The 16,341-nt window shown below is 32.9% G+C and carries 14 protein-coding genes; 9 read left to right on the top strand and 5 right to left on the bottom strand.

Annotated elements, in window-relative coordinates:
• Window positions 1-288 precede the first annotated feature (288 nt).
• The 3 genes from uxaC to LAV82_RS27625 all read right to left on the bottom strand — a co-directional run bounded on the left by uxaC (window position 289) and on the right by LAV82_RS27625 (window position 4,159).
• On the bottom strand, window positions 289-1,722 hold the full coding sequence (uxaC, locus tag LAV82_RS27635; protein WP_211079939.1) for a glucuronate isomerase: 1,434 nt from the start codon (window positions 1,720-1,722) through the stop codon (window positions 289-291).
• Window positions 1,723-1,830: 108 nt separating this feature from the next.
• Window positions 1,831-2,928 (bottom strand): Gfo/Idh/MocA family protein, encoded by a 1,098-nt coding sequence (locus tag LAV82_RS27630; RefSeq protein WP_211079940.1) that lies wholly within the window; start codon window positions 2,926-2,928, stop codon window positions 1,831-1,833.
• Window positions 2,929-2,992: 64 nt separating this feature from the next.
• Window positions 2,993-4,159 carry a Gfo/Idh/MocA family protein gene (locus LAV82_RS27625; RefSeq protein WP_499717388.1) on the bottom strand — a complete coding sequence of 389 codons (1,167 nt, stop codon included), beginning with the start codon at window positions 4,157-4,159 and terminating at the stop codon, window positions 2,993-2,995.
• 355 nt (window positions 4,160-4,514) lie between these two features.
• Between LAV82_RS27625 and LAV82_RS27620 the strand changes: the two genes are divergently transcribed.
• From LAV82_RS27620 to LAV82_RS27590, 7 genes are all read left to right on the top strand, one after another.
• Window positions 4,515-5,192 (top strand): GntR family transcriptional regulator, encoded by a 678-nt coding sequence (locus LAV82_RS27620; protein ID WP_211079942.1) that lies wholly within the window; start codon window positions 4,515-4,517, stop codon window positions 5,190-5,192.
• A gap of 39 nt (window positions 5,193-5,231) precedes the next feature.
• Window positions 5,232-6,329 carry a mannonate dehydratase gene (uxuA, locus tag LAV82_RS27615; protein WP_211079943.1) on the top strand — a complete coding sequence of 366 codons (1,098 nt, stop codon included), beginning with the start codon at window positions 5,232-5,234 and terminating at the stop codon, window positions 6,327-6,329.
• Window positions 6,323-7,177 (top strand): SDR family oxidoreductase, encoded by an 855-nt coding sequence (locus tag LAV82_RS27610; protein ID WP_499717387.1) that lies wholly within the window; start codon window positions 6,323-6,325, stop codon window positions 7,175-7,177. Before uxuA ends, LAV82_RS27610 begins: the two co-directional genes overlap by 7 nt.
• 84 nt (window positions 7,178-7,261) lie before the next feature.
• Window positions 7,262-8,815, top strand: a complete 1,554-nt coding sequence (locus LAV82_RS27605; protein WP_499717386.1) for an MFS transporter — start codon at window positions 7,262-7,264, stop codon at window positions 8,813-8,815.
• Between the two features lie 1,770 nt (window positions 8,816-10,585).
• The gene (gene hbs, locus LAV82_RS27600; protein WP_097825578.1) at window positions 10,586-10,858 is read left to right on the top strand and encodes a non-specific DNA-binding protein Hbs; all 273 of its coding nucleotides are present in this window, start codon (window positions 10,586-10,588) and stop codon (window positions 10,856-10,858) included.
• A 217-nt stretch (window positions 10,859-11,075) separates the two neighbouring features.
• Window positions 11,076-11,231, top strand: coding sequence for a hypothetical protein (locus LAV82_RS27595; protein WP_353636124.1), 156 nt, complete (start codon window positions 11,076-11,078; stop codon window positions 11,229-11,231).
• Window positions 11,232-11,966: 735 nt separating this feature from the next.
• On the top strand, window positions 11,967-12,167 hold the full coding sequence (locus LAV82_RS27590) for a cold-shock protein (protein ID WP_207372278.1): 201 nt from the start codon (window positions 11,967-11,969) through the stop codon (window positions 12,165-12,167).
• Window positions 12,168-12,781: 614 nt separating this feature from the next.
• On the opposite strand, the gene cshA is transcribed toward LAV82_RS27590, so the two are convergent.
• Complete coding sequence (cshA, locus tag LAV82_RS27585; protein WP_499717385.1) at window positions 12,782-14,182, bottom strand: degradosome RNA helicase CshA; 1,401 nt, start codon at window positions 14,180-14,182, stop codon at window positions 12,782-12,784.
• 285 nt (window positions 14,183-14,467) lie between these two features.
• Here cshA and LAV82_RS27580 point away from each other — a divergent pair, with 285 nt between their 5' ends.
• Window positions 14,468-14,671 carry a cold-inducible protein YdjO-related protein gene (locus LAV82_RS27580; protein ID WP_499717384.1) on the top strand — a complete coding sequence of 68 codons (204 nt, stop codon included), beginning with the start codon at window positions 14,468-14,470 and terminating at the stop codon, window positions 14,669-14,671.
• 284 nt (window positions 14,672-14,955) lie between these two features.
• On the opposite strand, the gene LAV82_RS27575 is transcribed toward LAV82_RS27580, so the two are convergent.
• Window positions 14,956-15,159 (bottom strand): cold-shock protein, encoded by a 204-nt coding sequence (locus LAV82_RS27575; RefSeq protein WP_053488357.1) that lies wholly within the window; start codon window positions 15,157-15,159, stop codon window positions 14,956-14,958.
• Window positions 15,160-15,454: 295 nt separating this feature from the next.
• Between LAV82_RS27575 and LAV82_RS27570 the strand changes: the two genes are divergently transcribed.
• Window positions 15,455-16,129, top strand: coding sequence for an STAS domain-containing protein (locus LAV82_RS27570; protein WP_499717383.1), 675 nt, complete (start codon window positions 15,455-15,457; stop codon window positions 16,127-16,129).
• The last annotated feature ends 212 nt before the right edge of the window (window positions 16,130-16,341 follow it).

Raw genomic sequence — 16,341 nt, 5'->3', positions numbered from 1 at the left:
CCTTTATTATTGTTTTGTGATTCGTTAAGTAAATACTAAAGTATTTCAATTATTATTAATGTTTTACTATTTACAGTAACTGACGACAAATAAGACCTTTTTCTGCAATGTATTGTGTTTCTAATTTATAGAATATCAATGACTATTTAACAAAAGAACTTAAATCAATCTCTTAATAAAAGTAACATACAATAGAAAAAGCTCGTTAAAAAAAGATTTTCTCTATAGGAGAAACCTCTTTTTAACGAGCTTTTTATTCAGAATGGAAATTTATGTCCTACTGTATCATTAATTTGTTTCTATCGGTACTGTCTCATTTATTTCAATGCTAAAATAATCCACGGCATTGTTATAACAAATATCTTTGACTATTTTCCCTATAAACTCGTAATCTCTTGGAAGCTCACCATTTTCTATCCAAGTCCCAAATAAATCACATAAAATTCTTCTGAAATATTCATGGCGAGGGAACGATAAAAAGCTTCTTGAGTCTGTAAGCATACCTACAAAAGTGCTAAGCAAGCCTATATTAGATAATGTTTTCATTTGATCTAACATGCCGTCTTTTTGATCGTTAAACCACCACCCGGATCCAAATTGAATTTTTGCCCTGGCATCAGAAGACTGAAAATTCCCTATAGTAGAAGCCACAATAGCATTATGAACAGGATTTAAATTATAGACAATTGTTTTAGGTAAAACGTTATCCTTTTCTAATTCATTAAAAAAACCATTTAAATGTCTTGCCAGGTGGAAGTCAGACATAGAGTCGTACCCACTATCTTTTCCCGTTAACTTGAACATTCGTGTGTTATTATTCCTTAAAGCACCTATATGTAATTGCATGGTCCAATTAAGAGAATGATATTTTTTACTCAGGTGAATAAGAGTGTTTGTTTTAAATTTATTTATATCCTCTAGAGATAGTGTTTTTCCTTGCAGAGCATGTACAAATATAGAAGACACTTCTTGTTCAGTAGATGGTGAAAATGGAAATATTTCGAAACCATGATCAGAAATTCTGCATCCATTTGCGTGAAAATAATCAATTCGTGAATGTAATGAAGCGATAAAGTTTTCATATGTTAAAACAACGCCGTTGGTTGAATCACCTAATTTTTCTATATAATTTACAAAATTTGATTGTTCAATATTTAAAGCATAATCCGGTCTAAATGTAGGCAAGACCCTAGTCGTAATTCCTATATCCTTACGTATAATTTGATGACTTTCTAAAGTGTCGATTGGATCATCAGTAGTACATACAACTTTCACATTAAATTTTTCTAAAATTCCATTTGTGGACATGTTACTTTCATTTAATCTCTCATTACAGGTATCCCAAACTTTATGTGCATTTTTTTCTGAGAATAACTCATTTATATTGAAATAACGGCTTAATTCTAAATGTGACCAATGATAAAGAGGGTTTCCTATTGTATATGGAACAGTTTGGGCCCAAGCTAAGAATTTTTCCTTATCACTTGCATTCCCCGTGATAAGTCTTTCTTTTACGCCTAACCATCGCATAGCCCTCCATTTATAGTGATCTCCATTAAGCCAAATATCAGTCATATTTTCATATTTTTTGTTAGTAGCAATTTCATCAGCCATTAAATGCGTATGAAAATCATAGATTGGCGTATTTTTTGCGTAATCATGATAAAGAACTTTTGAACTTTCGTGATTGAGCATCATATCTTCGCTTAAGAATGTAGACAATATAGTCACCCCTATACATTTTATAGTTTTTTATCTTTCAAACTTATGTTTAGAAAATCTCAATTAAATTAAATAAGGTGTTATTAACAAAAATAACACCTCACTTTTTTAAATCTTACTTAATTCAAACTCATTATTTACGTAGATTGCATCTCTTTGTGCAATTAAGCATAGTTCTGCGGCTTTAAAAGTATGTTCTTGAGTCATAGCATTTTCGGTATCATTTAAACAATCTAAAATAAGCTCACCAAAGTAAGGGAATCCTACTTCTCCATTTAGAGAAAAGTGTTGCTCTGTATGTTGATTTACTAAGTATAAGTGGTCTCCTATTTTATCCCTTGCTATGTCTACGTATTTGCGAATTTCAATATACCCATCTGTTCCAAGAATGAATGTGCGCCCATCCCCCCAAGTGCTAAGGCCATCAGGAGTCAGCCAGTCTACTCTAAAGTAGTTTGTAGCCCCATTATCAGCAATCAAAGTAGCATCGCCAAAGTCTTCTAATTCAGGATATTGATGATGCTTATAATTGCCCACTTTACTATGTACAACTTTTGCATCTTTTGCGCCAGAATAGAAAAGGAATTGTTCAATTTGGTGACTACCAATATCACATAGAATACCTCCATAATATTCTTTTTCAAAAAACCAGCTTGGTCTGCTTTCTACATTACTACGATGTGGGCCAGTTCCAAGAACTTGTACCACTTTTCCAATTGCTCCTTGTTCAATCAATTGACCAGCAAATACGGCACTCTCTACGTGCAAACGTTCACTATAATAAACAGCCCATTTAAGCCCCGTTTCAGCTGTTTTTTTACGAGCAAGCTCTAATTGTTCTAACGTCGTAAAAGGTGATTTATCCGTGAAGTAATGCTTACCATGATCTAAAACACGCAGTCCTAAATCACAACGTTTAGATGTAATGGCTGCGCCTGCCACAAGCCTCACATCTGGATCTCCGAGAATTTCTTTCTCACTTTTGGCTACCTGTACTTCCGGATATGCTTTACAAAATTCTTGTACTTTTTTCTGATCATTGTCATAAACCCATTTTAATGTAGCCCCAGCCTCAGTTAATCCATTGCACATTGCATAGATGTGTCCATGATCAAGACCTATAGCTGCGATTACGAATTTTCCTTCTGTAACGACAGGGGCACTTTTTCCCTTAGGAGCATAATTCATTCCATCACTTTTCTGCATTATTGTTCCTCCTCAAGCTAGCTTCCAGTTTATTTTTAATACCTATAACTTAATAACGCTAGACTCATATTTTCTCGTAATTTCCTCCAACTGTTATCGTATCGTCTGAAAAATTTTCTACACTGCTTTGTTTTTCATAAAAGTGCTTAACATTCGCGAGCATTCCTTCGCGTGTATAAAAAGGATCGTCTGCTAAAAGAGGCAGCTTCACATTAACACCTAGGTTTGCAGATTTATAGATGCCTGTAATAAGTTCTAGTGTTTTTCTTCCTTCTGTTCCATCAATTAGAAGCTCCTGGTTACCATTGATAGCCATTAAAAAATTATTTATTTGTCCTTTATGCCCTTCAAATAGTAATTCCGGATATTGATTAAAAGCTTCCTGAATACGATTTTCTAAACCCTCATCATTTTTCTCTTGAGGAAACCCATTTTCTTTAGCTACTTGAGCATTTACTTTCCATGGGACAGATACTCTAGCTTTTTCACCTTGAAAAATGAGTTGTTGTTCTTCTCCATGATGAACAACAGAACTTGTTACTTGTGCTAAGCTACCATTTCCATAGCGAAGTACAGCGATAGAAAGGTCTTCAACCTCTGCATTATCATGCAAGGTATTACTAGTTGCTGCAAAAATGTCAGTTGGTAACCCTAACATCCATTGCAACATATCAATATGATGAACAGCATGATTAAGTGTACAACCTCCACCTTCTTTTTCCCATGTACCGCGCCACCATAAATCATAATAACTATGACCACGCCACCAAAAAGAATCAACTTGAGTATGAGCGATTTTTCCAATTAGGTTTTGATCAAGTACATGTTTTAATCTCATAATAGGAGTCATAAACCTATTTTGAGCAACAACAGATAAAAGCTTCTGACTTTCAATAGATGCTTTTATCATTTCGTCACATTCTTTTAGGGAAGAAGCCATAGGTTTTTCTACTAAGACATGTTTGCCTGCTTTAAGAAAATCGATGGCAATGGTTGCGTGCATATAAGGGGGTGTACAAATGGAAACGGCATCAATATTAGGGTCATTCAATAACTCTTGGTAGTTAGCGACAACTCGTGCTTCTAGGTTATATTTTGTTACTGCAGACGTTGCTTTTTCAGGATAAATATCAGCTAAAGCTACAATTTTACTAATTTCAGGCATTGCAAGATAAGCCTCAATATGGGCAGTTGCAATAGATCCAGTTCCTATAATTGCGATGTTGGACATATAAATCTTTCCCTTCTGTTAAGAAGATAAATTTTTACTTCTAATAATGAGATAGCGCTTTCAAAAAACTTAATAATTCAACTAACTTATAGAGCAGAGTACCGTTAGTTTTATTAATATTCTAGTTATACTAGTATGGTAGCTCAAAAACATTATATCTCATTTTTTTGAATTTTGTATACTTTTTTGAATTTTCTTTTTAATACCCCCACTTTTATTATTGAAAATGGCTTACATAGTTGGAATCATCAAGAGTTATAAATGCTCACAGTACAAATATTCAGAAAAATTAAATTAATATCTACCATTCTAATGTACTTGTATGGTAGTATGTTAGAGAAAGGAGATTAGAATAATGAATATTGATTTAAAAAACCAAAACCTCTCTACGAGGGAACAAGTTTACAATATGCTAAAAGATCAAATATTAAGCCTGAAGCTTCCACCTGGGACAAATATTTCTGAAAAAGAAATATCAGTTCAATTTAATGTTAGTCGAACTCCTGTAAGAGAAAGCTTTTTAAAATTATCTCAAGAAGGATTATTAAGTATCTATCCTCAACGAGGTACATTTGTTTCTTTAATTGATTTGAACCTTGTGGAGGAAGCACGGTTTATGCGAGAACATCTCGAGAAGGCAGTTATTAGACTAGCCTGTCAGGAATTTTCTGAAGAGTTGATTATTGATTTAGATATGAATTTAAGTATGCAAAAAATTTGCGTTAAGAAAAAAGACTATAAAAAAATGTTTGAATTAGATGAGGAGTTTCATAGAACTATTTTCAAACGGTGTAAAAAAGAAAAAACATGGTTAGTTATTCAACAGATGAATGTACACTTTAATAGGAGTCGCATGTTAAGGCTAGTAACAGATTATAATTGGGATAATATTTTTTCTCAACATGTAAATATCTTCAAAGCTATACAAGATCAAGATACTAATAAAGCTGAAAAAATCATGGAAGAGCATTTGAAAATTGCACTTGTTGATAAAGAATTATTGAAGAAAGAATATCCAAATTATTTTAAATAAAAAATAGGTTGTTGCTTATATTTTTAGGGGTGATGGTAGATGAGGATGACATTTAGATGGTTTGGAGAAGGAAACGATACTATAACACTGGAACAAATAAAGCAGATTCCAGGAGTGGAAGGAATTGTTTGGGCACTGCATGATGTGCCCGTAGGAGAAGAGTGGCCAATAGAAAGAATTTTAGAAATGAAAAAATTAGCTGATAAACATAACCTTCATATTGAAGTGGTTGAAAGCGTGAATGTTCATGAAGACATTAAGCTCGGACTTCCAACTAGAGATCGATACATAGAAAATTATAAGAAAACAATTCAGAAGCTAGCAAAGGTGGGTGTTAAAGTCATATGTTATAACTTTATGCCTGTATTTGATTGGATACGTACAGACTTAAATAAAACACTTTCTGATGGATCTACAGCTCTATTTTATGAACATAGTCGAATTAAAGATATTGATCCGAAAGACTTAGTAAATAAAATTAGTGAGAACTCGAGTTTAACCATGCCAGGTTGGGAACCAGAGAGGTTAAATCACCTTCACCAACTTTTTGAAGCCTACAGAAATATAACAGAAGATGATTTATGGGCCAACTTGAAATATTTTTTAGATCAGGTTATTCCAATTGCAGAACTTAATGATATTAAAATGGCTATTCATCCTGACGATCCACCTTGGCCTGTCTTTGGTCTACCGCGAATAGTAACTAACCAAAAAAACATCAGAAAAATTTTACAACTAAATAGTAGCCCATATAATTGTATAACGCTCTGTACAGGATCTTTAGGAGCAAACTTAGAAAATGATTTAGTTTCTATGATTCACGAATTTATTGATAGGATACCATTTACTCATATAAGAAATGTACGTGTATATGATAATGGAGACTTTGTTGAAACATCGCATCGGTCAAAAGATGGATCAGTAGACGTTTCAGCCATTATACATGCTTATAATGAAAACGGATTCAAAGGTTATTGTAGACCCGATCATGGAAGACATATTTGGGATGAACAATGTAGGCCTGGATATGGTCTTTATGATAGAGCACTTGGAATTATGTATTTGTGGGGAGCTTGGGATGCTTTAAAAAATAAAAATTCTGTACTAAAAGAAGCAAAGGTGGAAACTACATGGTAAACATACAAGAAAATAAAAATTTAGATGGTAAAGTAGCTGTAATAACAGGAGGGAGTGGAGTACTTTGCAGCGCCATGGCAAAGGAACTTGCTAGACATGGCGTGTCTGTGGCTATTTTAAATAGAACAGTCGAAAAGGGTGAAAAGATAGCCGAAGAAATTAACCTTATGGGTGGGAAAGCGATTGCTATTAAATGTGATGTTATGAATAAAGATAGTGTTGAACAAGCCGAGAAGATTGTAACAGGGGAATTAGGCACGTGTACAATATTGATAAATGGAGCTGGCGGTAACCACTCAAGTGCAAATACAACCAACGAAATATTTCAAACAGAAGACCTTACTAATCCTAAGTTAAATACTTTTTTTCATTTAAGTACAGATAGTGTGCAAAATGTATTTGATTTAAATTTTATGGGGACTTTCATTCCTACACAAATTTTTACTAAAAATATGGTTAACCAAAAGGGAGCAGTTGTAATCAACATGTCATCTATGAGTGCACCTTCTCCAATGACCAAAGTGCCTGCTTATAGCGCAGCAAAAGCAGCAATTGAAAATTTCACTAAATGGTTAGCTGTTCATATGGCCGAGGCAGGAATTAGAGTAAATGCAATTGCACCGGGCTTCTTTTTAACCTCACAAAATAAAAACCTTCTCCTAAATGAAGAAGGAGATTATACAGAAAGGTCTCATAAGATTATTTCGAACACACCAATGAGAAGGTTTGGTACGCCAGAAGATCTTCTTGGTACCCTAGTATGGCTTGTTGATGATAATATGTCAGCATTTGTTACCGGAGTGACAATTCCTGTTGATGGAGGTTTTATGGCGTATTCAGGTGTTTAATATTTTTATATTCTTCCTTGTCATACATCATTATTTTATGTGTTTTTTTAAATTTATAGGTAGGCTTGGAAAGGAGAAATAAGAATGCGGACTGAGAGCAGGAAACTAACACTCAAAAATTATATTGGTTATGGAACAATGGATTTATTTGGAGGGGGAGCATTCGCTATAATAGGCGCATGGATGTTATATTTTTTCATTACATATTGTGGTCTTACCCCCGTTGAAGCAGGATCTATTATTGCGATTGCTCGTATTATTGATGCCATAGCAAGCCCACTTATGGGGCATATCACTGATAATTTTGGCCGTACAAAACTTGGAAAAAAGTTTGGAAGGCGCAGGTTCTTTTTACTAGTTGGAAGCCCTTTAATGTTTATTTATTCCTTGCTTTGGATTTCTGATATGAACTATTGGTACTATTTAACGGTTTATATTTTGTTAGAATTCCTTGCAGCGATGGTATTAATTCCATTTGAAACACTTGGAGCTGAAATGACTAACGATTTTAATGCACGGACCAAGCTCTCAACAATAAGATTAATCTATTCAGGACTAGGAACATTTTTAGCTACCTTTATTCCAGGTAGATTATTCGAAATATTCGGAAAAGATTCACCTCAAGTTTTTCTTTACAATGGGATTATCTTCACTTTTATTTTTATGGCTGCATTATTAATTACACATAGAACAACGTGGGAACGTAAAATAGAAGAGGACATTACAGAACCTTATGGTAGAGAAAGAGCACCTGCTATAGAATCCATAAATAAATTCATCATTGACTTAACATCTACTTTTAGAATTAGAAGTTTCCGTCAGCACCTCACTATGTATATTTGTTCCTTTACAGCCATGGATATTTTAAACGCTGTCTTTGTCTACTTTGTTGTGTTTTCTTTAAATAAAGATGCAGTATTGGCATCCGATTTATTATCTATTGGTTCATTACTTCAAATGTTATGTACATTATTGTTTGGTTGGCTCGTTATTAAAATAGGTCCTGCACCATCTTTGAAAATATCTTATGTTGCTATTATTACATGTATAAGTGGTTATATATTCTTATACTTCACACAACCAACTTATATGATTATAGCGCTATATGCTTTCTCTGTTATCTTAGGAATCGGGAAGAGTGGATTATATTATATACCATGGAATATTTACACTTTCATTCCTGATGTAGATGAAATGGTAACTCGTAAAAGAAGAGAAGGAATATTTGCAGGTATTATGACTTTTACACGCAAGAGTACTACAGCTTTAGCCACATTCTTAGTAGGAGTTATTTTACAGGAAAGTGGATTTGTTGCAAGTGCGACGACACAGTCTACTACAGCAATAAATGGGATTGTAGGTATTCTGTTTTTCGGAACTGTAGGGCTAGTCGGTATTAGTTTAGTTATTTCATTTAGATTTAAACTATCTAAGAAAACTCATTCCATTATGATTAATGAAATTAATAGGTTAAAGAATAATGGTTCAATGGAACAGGCTGATGAAGAAACAAGAAGTGTTTTGAAAGCGCTAACAGGTTGGGATTATGAGAAGCTCTGGGGTAATAATAACGTAGGATATCAGCATAAGCCCCAAAATTTTGAACAACAAGATTTTAAACAGAGTGACATTAACTAACTTTTGGTGTTAGTTAAGAACTAAGAATCAGTTAAATAGTAATTTCACAGGTACTACTAATTTGCCTAACATTTTTATAATGGTTTTGTAAAATAGCAGAGGAAAGCCCGCCATTTATACTGAATAATAATTCCATTTCAAACGATTATTGAAGGAGTAAGAAGCATGAATTCTCCTAATAACTTAGTTTTGAAAAGATATGTGCAAATTATTTTTTATTTAAGTTTTTTTCTTTTCTTGTACTTTTATTTCAAATATAGTTTTTCCCATTATTTAACTAAGTATTGTTTCCTCAATTGTTTAATGACTGGGACATCTTTTCTAGTTCGAGATTCAAAAAGGTATAAAGAAAAAAAGCATTCGTAAAGGAAAAAGAAACTTGTTAAAAGGAAATAAATTTTTTTAACAAGTTTTTTCTATTTTTGATAAACAAGAAAACAAAATATATATATGTAGTTCGTTAATTAATATATAACTACATGATTGGAAATAATTATATAAACTTATTTCTATAAATTATACTTTTTATTTCTTATTATATATCAATCAATTTTCTACCTAACATTTTAAGAAATTATTCTGTTCTTAATAGTACAGTAGAAAATTTATAATTATTTAATGTTAATATATTTTAAATAATAAAATTTTTATTAAAAATAAAAAGTAAACTTATTCCCTGCAAAGAAGTAACTAATAAAACTAACTTATAAAAATTAAAGTTTCACTAATTACACTTAGTTACAACAAATGGATCATTATTCTCTTTATATATATAAATTGTATAATCTTATAGAAAATAATACGAGATTAAAATGGATATAGATTTTTAAGTAAATTTAATTTAATGTTGTCAATGGAAGTAATAGTTAACGTATTTTATTAAAAATAACATTAAATATTACATACCTTGTAGAAAAACTTCTTATTTGTCGTCAGAAAGAGTAAATAGTGAAACTAATATTTTTATAAGGTCGTTTATTCATTTACTGTTTTATATAAAAGAAATTAGTTTTTTATTTTATATTTAATTTACGTTATTTAAAACACATTAAAATCGAATACTTATAGATTTATTGTTTGTTTATCGTATATATAACAATTTCTTGGAAGAAAAATAGAAGATAGATTCGTATAGGATAAAAAGTAAAAGTTCATATTTGCCTGGGTTAAGTGTAAATAATGAAATGTTTAATATTCAATAAATAATTTAATATTTACTTGATTACATCTGTGTATTTCTTGGAAGAGAAAGTCTATCCATTTAGCAAAAACGGGTTATTGGCAAAATGAATTTTAAAATAAAAAATATAATTCTTTAATCTCTCCTGTATATTAATCTATAAAACTGTCCAAACTAATAACGTATTCCCCCTATTCCGATAAATTTGAAAATCCTTTGCCTATCAGCAAAGGATTCTTTTTTATTAAGTACAATTTATTATAAATGATTTTACGTAATGTGAATTATCGGTAAAAGAAGACCCCTAAGTAAAGGTCCTTCTTGTTTTAATATTGATTAACTGTGGCTCTAAGAGAAGAAGCTCCAATAAACTCCCCAACTGATTGGGTTCTTTTTATTTTAAGTTTCTGTGAGACATGCGTTTATTATAGCTATAGGAAATTAACTGTATTAAAGAATTTGTTATATATTGTATATTAATTAAAGGGTATTTACCTACGTTTATCTAATCTTATAAGAGAGCAAGTGCATAAAAGCTAGATTATTTCACTAATATACTTGCTTAAACAAATGAAATGAGGTGTTTGACTATGAATAAAATGGAACTAATAAGTGCCGTTGCAACAAAAGCAGATCTAACACAGAAAGACGCTACAAAAGCTGTGAATGTAGTATTTGAAACAATTGCTGCCGAACTTGCTAAGGAAGAAAAAATCCAACTAATTGGCTTTGGTACATTTGAAGTACGAGAACGTGCAGAACGAACAGGTCGAAACCCTCAAACAGGTGAAACAATGCAGATTCCTGCTTCAAAAATTGCTTCCTTTAAAGCAGGAAAGGAATTAAAACAAGCTGTTAAATAACCTCGTGTATCTACAATAGATAAAAAAGGTGCCTTGTTTTGATTTTTATAAAGTAATATAAATTTATAAATTAAACACCCATTTGCCTTTATTTCTGCATATATGCTCTGCTCCTTCAATCAAATCCTTTCACAAAGATAATTATTGTCCCATTTCAAAGACTTTTTTCATTTTACGTAAAATTTTTTATAAACTTATTCAAGAGGGAGCAAATCGGATGTCACAAGAAATCGAATTATTGAATATGGGAATTCATTTATGTAAAGAGATTAGAGATTTATTAGAAGAGAGAGAGCATAGGAATTTAGTTTTTAAACAATCAGTTACAAAAAATGATTTCTCCCCCTTGCCTTTAAAATATGAGAAAAAATAATCTCTTATAAATGACATAAATCATAGGTGAGGTGTACAGAAAGACAATTTAACTTTGTTTTTTTGTTATTTATTTACACGCAAAAATCCAGATTATGTGTAGACTTACCTCCATGCAGATATTTTGCATAAATCGTCATCACCACAGGTTTATTAAATTTGAACACTGGGTATTATCAAATCAAGACGATGTGTTAATAGTACCGCCCGTGCATAGGGTGTGTCCTTCTCTATTCTGTGAAAAATGGCGCCTAAAACGGCGTCATTTTTTATTTGTAAACAAGTTTACGGATTCTAGCGCGTAGTTTGCATTTATATAAAAAAGGTATATAGATTCCTATCTAATAGAATGTATTTTTACGCCACTATTCAAATTTTTTTGTAAACTTCCCTTTCTTTTGGACAGACCGGTCCCATTGTGCTCTCTCATCTAATTTAGGTTCATATTGATGAATAAAATGCATAATGCATTGTGTGGACAACGGGGAATTTTCGATCTTCCATCATTTCCATGTTTAGAAGGTCACTTATAAATATTTTGAAGTTTTTGCATGATAACCTCATTATGATGTATATAATCATACCCTAATAATCTTTTAGTGAAGTGGGTAATGATAAAGCACGTTAGAAAGATCAAATTAATTTAAGTTTAAGATGTCTTTATTGGGATAATATAATAAATAAGCTAGGTTTAATTATAATCTGGTTTATTTTCTATATTTTAGGAGGCAACAAAATGGAACACGGTAAAGTGAAATGGTTTAATGCCGACAAAGGTTTTGGATTTATCGAGCGTGAAGGTGGAGAAGATGTGTTTGTTCACTTCTCAGCTATTCAAGGTGACGGTTTTAAATCCTTGGATGAAGGTCAAGAAGTGACTTTTGATATCGAACAAGGGCAACGTGGACCACAAGCGACAAACGTACGTAAAGCATAAGAAACCATAATGAAAAACAGACTCTATCTTCAGAGTCTGTTTTTACTTTAAAAGTCCTTAAAAGTCCTTTTTACCAGAACTCATTCAGTAGTAATTGTTATTCGTATTTCATTAATTCTTCTTCAAAGAAAAAAGTATTTGGGTGTTTATCGACTGTATAAGAGTATCTTTTCATGTTTTTTACATAATGATTTTTTAAGATTGTCACTACTTCATTGGATACTCTTATACTTACTATTTCTCCATTAGTAAATAGGTTTTCGCTCATAGCCCTCATCCTCTCCTGTATTAGAAATAATAAAATTTTTACTTTCATTTACCTTAAGATATAGTTTAAATCTCCTAAGATTCTTTATCTGTATCCAGTTTTTTTGCTAGATCTTCTCGACAAACGTAAGGATAATGATTAAAGTCGTCATGTAATTCTTGTAATGAAGCTGAGAAAGGTTTACATCGACTAGTGTAGGTTTTCTTCATTATGGTATACGTTTTAAATAATGAGCAGCCCTTCTTCGATTGTTGGTTCATGAAGGAATAGTTGTACTTTGACACTGTACGGTGTGATAAGCCTCCATACCTACTAATGAAGTAGATAGTCATAAAACAGTAAGGGATTATTTTCTATAATTTTTTTTACGACCTACTGTTTCTTTTCTACCTCTACCTCTCCTACGTTCTGCTCTTGCCTTTTTATTACGAAGTGGTGCCACTTCAGTCAATTGGACGGGAGCCATATTCGATTCTTTTGTTAAGAGCTTTAAAGTGGCTGACAGTAAGGAAACAGAATCCACTTCTTCTAATAGCTTTTTCGCCATAGGCTTATATTCCTCGAACTCTCTCTTGTCGATGGTACTCAAAATACGGTGAATGACTGCTTCCTGATTTCCTGCCATTACTTCACTGAAAGTAGGAGGTGATTGTCTAGACATTCTGGTTTTCGTGACATCTTCGATTACTTTTAAGTGATGACGTTCTCTCGGCGTTATAAATGTAACTGCCAATCCCTTACTACCCGCCCGTCCTGTTCGCCCAATACGATGAACGTAGCTTTCAGGGTCCTGAGGGATATCAAAATTATAGACATGACTAACACCTGTAATATCAAGTCCTCTTGCTGCAACGTCGGTTGCGACCATAATCTCAATCGTATGCTCCTTGAATTGACGAATCACATCGGCACGTTTTGATTGGGTAAGGTCTCCATGAATGCCTTCTGCTGCATACCCACGCTTTTTTAGCCCTTCAGCAAGTTCATCCACACGTTTTTTTGTGCGCCCAAACACAATAGCAAGGTCTGGTGATTGAAGGTCTACAAGATTGCAAAGAACATCAAATTTTCGATTTTCTGGAATTTCTATATACTGTTGCTCAATATTCTTTACCGTTAACTCCTTCGCTTTTACTTGCACTAGTTCAGGAGTGTTCATAAATTTCTGTGCTAAACTTTGTACTTGCTTGGACATGGTTGCTGAAAATAGTAAGGTTTGATGGGGAGAAGAGATGCCACCAAGAATCGTTTGAATATCTTCAATAAAACCCATGTTTAACATCTCATCTGCTTCATCCAGAACAGCTGTACGAATGTGATTTAAACGAATGGTTCTTCTTTTCATATGATCCATAAGACGTCCTGGAGTTGCTGAGATAATATGCGGCCTTTTCTTCAGAGCCTTGATTTGACGATTAATGTCCTGCCCCCCATAAATGGGTAATGTTTTAACTCCTTTTACCTGTCCAATTCGATTTAATTCTTCAGCTACTTGAATCGCTAGTTCACGTGTCGGTGCCAGAACGATTCCCTGAATCGTTTCCTCAGCAAGCTCAACTCGCTCTATAAGGGGGATACCAAAAGCTGTTGTCTTTCCAGTACCGGTTTGAGCTTGGCCAATTAGATCTTTACCCGTCATAGCTATTGGAATAGCTTCAGCCTGAATCGGCGTAGCCTCTTCAAAACCCAAGTTATGAACGGCCTTTTCAATGTCTTTACTTAAATGAAAATCAGAAAAATTTTTCAACTGTTTCGTGCTCCTTCTCTTACTTAAATTCAGAAATGAGAAAGGTACTCTTTAACTAGAGATCCTGCTTATTCATTCCTGTGTATGGTAAATCAGTGTTACTATCCACGAATATCTTGTTTTAACATATCTGTACAAGACGAACTCATGCCTTATTTTATCCGTGCTTACGTGTATTTATAAATTCTTATAGTACCTATAAAGAGTAATGTAATTTAGAAAGATATGGTTCCTACTATTTCTTTTTTAAAAGGTATACTATTTAGGAGGAAGGATGATGTAGTTATGTATTATAACCATAGGAAGAAAGATCAAGAGCCCTTACCAAAAGAACAAACAATGATTTGGGAATGTGAGTCAGAAGAGTGTAATGGTTGGATGAGAAAAAACTTCTCTTATGAAAATCATCAAAAGTGTCCTTTATGTGGCCATAAAATGAGAGCTAAAAAACGGCTTTTAGATGCGTCACCTAATCCCCATCAAAAATAATTTATGGCTGCCTTTTGGATAAATCCATAAAAAATTTCTGGCACTTCTTTAACTGAAATTAAACTTCTTACCAAAAAAACATGCGATATTTGCTTTATATTTCTAATATGTGGTATAACTAGTCCATACCTTGTACCGTTCGTTTTATCTAGAAACCAGACTTAAAACTCTGGTTTTTCTATTATATCTAGATTTTAAAAGTAGATATAATACGTTTTTTGCTAGCTAGTGAAATCAAAAGTAAAAAAAAGACTCCCAGGTGGAGTCTTTTTTACTCATTTTAATTATGCTACTTTATGAACGTTAGCAGCTTGTGCTCCACGTTGACCTTGTTCGATATCAAACGTTACTTTTTGACCTTCGTCTAACGATTTAAAGCCTTCACTTTGAATAGAGCTGAAATGTACGAATACATCGTCTCCGCCTTCAACTTCTATAAAACCGAACCCTTTGTCTGCATTAAACCATTTCACTGTACCTTGTTCCATAATATTGCCTCCTGGTGTGGAATATTCCACACTTGTATTACTACCCTTGTCCAACCATACTATCTTAAGATGAAAATTTCTATGGAAGAGATTTCTCTTCTCTTAATCCTACACCGAACAAAAATAATTAACTTAATCATACCATATAGAACCGAATATAGCAAATACAGGAAAGTAGATGGATCTTTAAAATGTAAAAACCTGTATTGTAAAAGGACTAATTTAAAACCTACTGTTTTTGTGTAGATGAAATTTTTTATAAAATGATATGTTGGGTACAATACAGGGTATATACGTGGTAAAGGGGGGAGCGTTTGAGACTGAAGGATGGATTAATAAGATTGCAAAAGATAATGAACATGTAAGAACACCTATTTCATCTATTACTAAAGAGTTTATGCGAGTTCGTAAGCAATACCGTGATTCCATAGAAGAATTCGTAAATACATATGAAGGGTTTATAGAACCTAAGCTGATAAACGCATGGGAAGAACATGTGATTCGAATTTTTGACATTACCATTTTAAAATTTATAACAGCAGCTGAAGAAACCTCCTCCCTTCAATTAAAAGCACAACAAGAAATGATTCATGAATTAAGTTCACCGGTCATCACCATAAAAAAAGATATCGCGCTTTTGCCACTGGTTGGAGATATTGATACTACAAGAGCAAAAATGATCTTAGAAAGTACGTTACAGCAATGTGCTAACAAACATATTGCCCACCTTTACATTGATCTATCAGGGGTTGTTATGGTTGATACGATGGTTGCGCATCAAATATTTCAATTAATTGATACCCTTGGTCTACTTGGAGTGAAGTCTACCTTATCTGGTATTAGACCAGAAGTTGCCCAAATAGCCATTCAACTTGGTCTTTCATTTAAAAATATAAGAATTAAATCGAACCTTGCTCAAGCACTAGACTCTGATATTCAAATATCTCTCCAGTGGAAATTTTCCATATGAAATAATTATGTTTTATTTCTTAAACGGAAGGGTAATGTATTAATCTGGATTGGAATTTTACAAGAAACAGTTTTTTTGATCTGTTTCTTTTTTTTGATTATAAAACGAATAATTAATAATAGTTTAAACAAACTACTCAAGAAGCCTTAAGGCTTCCATTGCATTGGATGATCTTAGAGAAAAACCTACTGTATAAGCAGTAGGTTTTTCTG

Origin of the sequence: Bacillus sp. ILBB4, from assembly GCF_035064545.1 — a bacterium.
Lineage (GTDB): Bacteria > Bacillota > Bacilli > Bacillales > Bacillaceae_H > Priestia.
Note: the sequence above shows the minus strand (reverse complement) of the source record. Positions and strands in the feature narration are given on the sequence as shown.

Excerpts from the sequence above, each read along its gene's own strand:
- LAV82_RS27630 (WP_211079940.1), bottom strand. The coding sequence starts at position 2,928 with ATGCAGAAAAGTGATGGAATGAATTATGCTCCTAAGGGAAAAAGTGCC.
- LAV82_RS27625 (WP_499717388.1), bottom strand. The coding sequence starts at position 4,159 with ATGTCCAACATCGCAATTATAGGAACTGGATCTATTGCAACTGCCCAT.
- LAV82_RS27620 (WP_211079942.1), top strand. The coding sequence starts at position 4,515 with ATGAATATTGATTTAAAAAACCAAAACCTCTCTACGAGGGAACAAGTT.
- uxuA (WP_211079943.1), top strand. The coding sequence starts at position 5,232 with ATGAGGATGACATTTAGATGGTTTGGAGAAGGAAACGATACTATAACA.
- LAV82_RS27610 (WP_499717387.1), top strand. The coding sequence starts at position 6,323 with ATGGTAAACATACAAGAAAATAAAAATTTAGATGGTAAAGTAGCTGTA.
- LAV82_RS27605 (WP_499717386.1), top strand. The coding sequence starts at position 7,262 with ATGCGGACTGAGAGCAGGAAACTAACACTCAAAAATTATATTGGTTAT.
- hbs (WP_097825578.1), top strand. The coding sequence starts at position 10,586 with ATGAATAAAATGGAACTAATAAGTGCCGTTGCAACAAAAGCAGATCTA.
- LAV82_RS27595 (WP_353636124.1), top strand. The coding sequence starts at position 11,076 with ATGTCACAAGAAATCGAATTATTGAATATGGGAATTCATTTATGTAAA.
- LAV82_RS27590 (WP_207372278.1), top strand. The coding sequence starts at position 11,967 with ATGGAACACGGTAAAGTGAAATGGTTTAATGCCGACAAAGGTTTTGGA.
- LAV82_RS27580 (WP_499717384.1), top strand. The coding sequence starts at position 14,468 with ATGTATTATAACCATAGGAAGAAAGATCAAGAGCCCTTACCAAAAGAA.
- LAV82_RS27575 (WP_053488357.1), bottom strand. The coding sequence starts at position 15,159 with ATGGAACAAGGTACAGTGAAATGGTTTAATGCAGACAAAGGGTTCGGT.